The sequence below is a fragment of the Tianweitania sp. genome (genome assembly GCF_032053605.1).
Taxonomy (GTDB): Bacteria; Pseudomonadota; Alphaproteobacteria; order Rhizobiales; family Rhizobiaceae; genus Tianweitania.
This window is the reverse complement of the sequence record NZ_DAMBUH010000197.1, coordinates 1-276: the sequence shown is the minus strand read 5'-3', so window position 1 is coordinate 276 and position 276 is coordinate 1. Positions and strand designations below refer to the sequence as shown.

1 pseudogene is annotated in these 276 nt (G+C 55.8%); it reads right to left on the bottom strand.

Annotated features, from left to right (window positions below):
- Window positions 1–262 (bottom strand): annotated as a pseudogene (locus RTX98_RS20645) (Hsp70 family protein); the annotation flags it as partial.
- Window positions 263–276 lie beyond the last annotated feature (14 nt).

Sequence of the window (276 nt, the reverse complement as noted above, 5' to 3'; positions counted from 1 at the left end):
TGATGTTGCCAGAGTCGAGCACTTCAAACTCGCAGATCATCTCCGCGCCTGCAACGATGACGCCGTCGTCGAAGTCCGTACCCTCGATTTCGAACATTCCGATGAAGCGGTTGTCGTTAATAGGGTCGGAGATTTCGCCTTCCCACAGCTTGAACTTGATCGATCCGGGGCTTCCGGCCTTAAGCGACTCGCCCGCCTTGAAGACCTTTTTGCCCTTCTTAGGCAACTGGTCGCCTTCTCGCACGAGGTAGTCCAAGATCAAGCGCCCGCCAACCT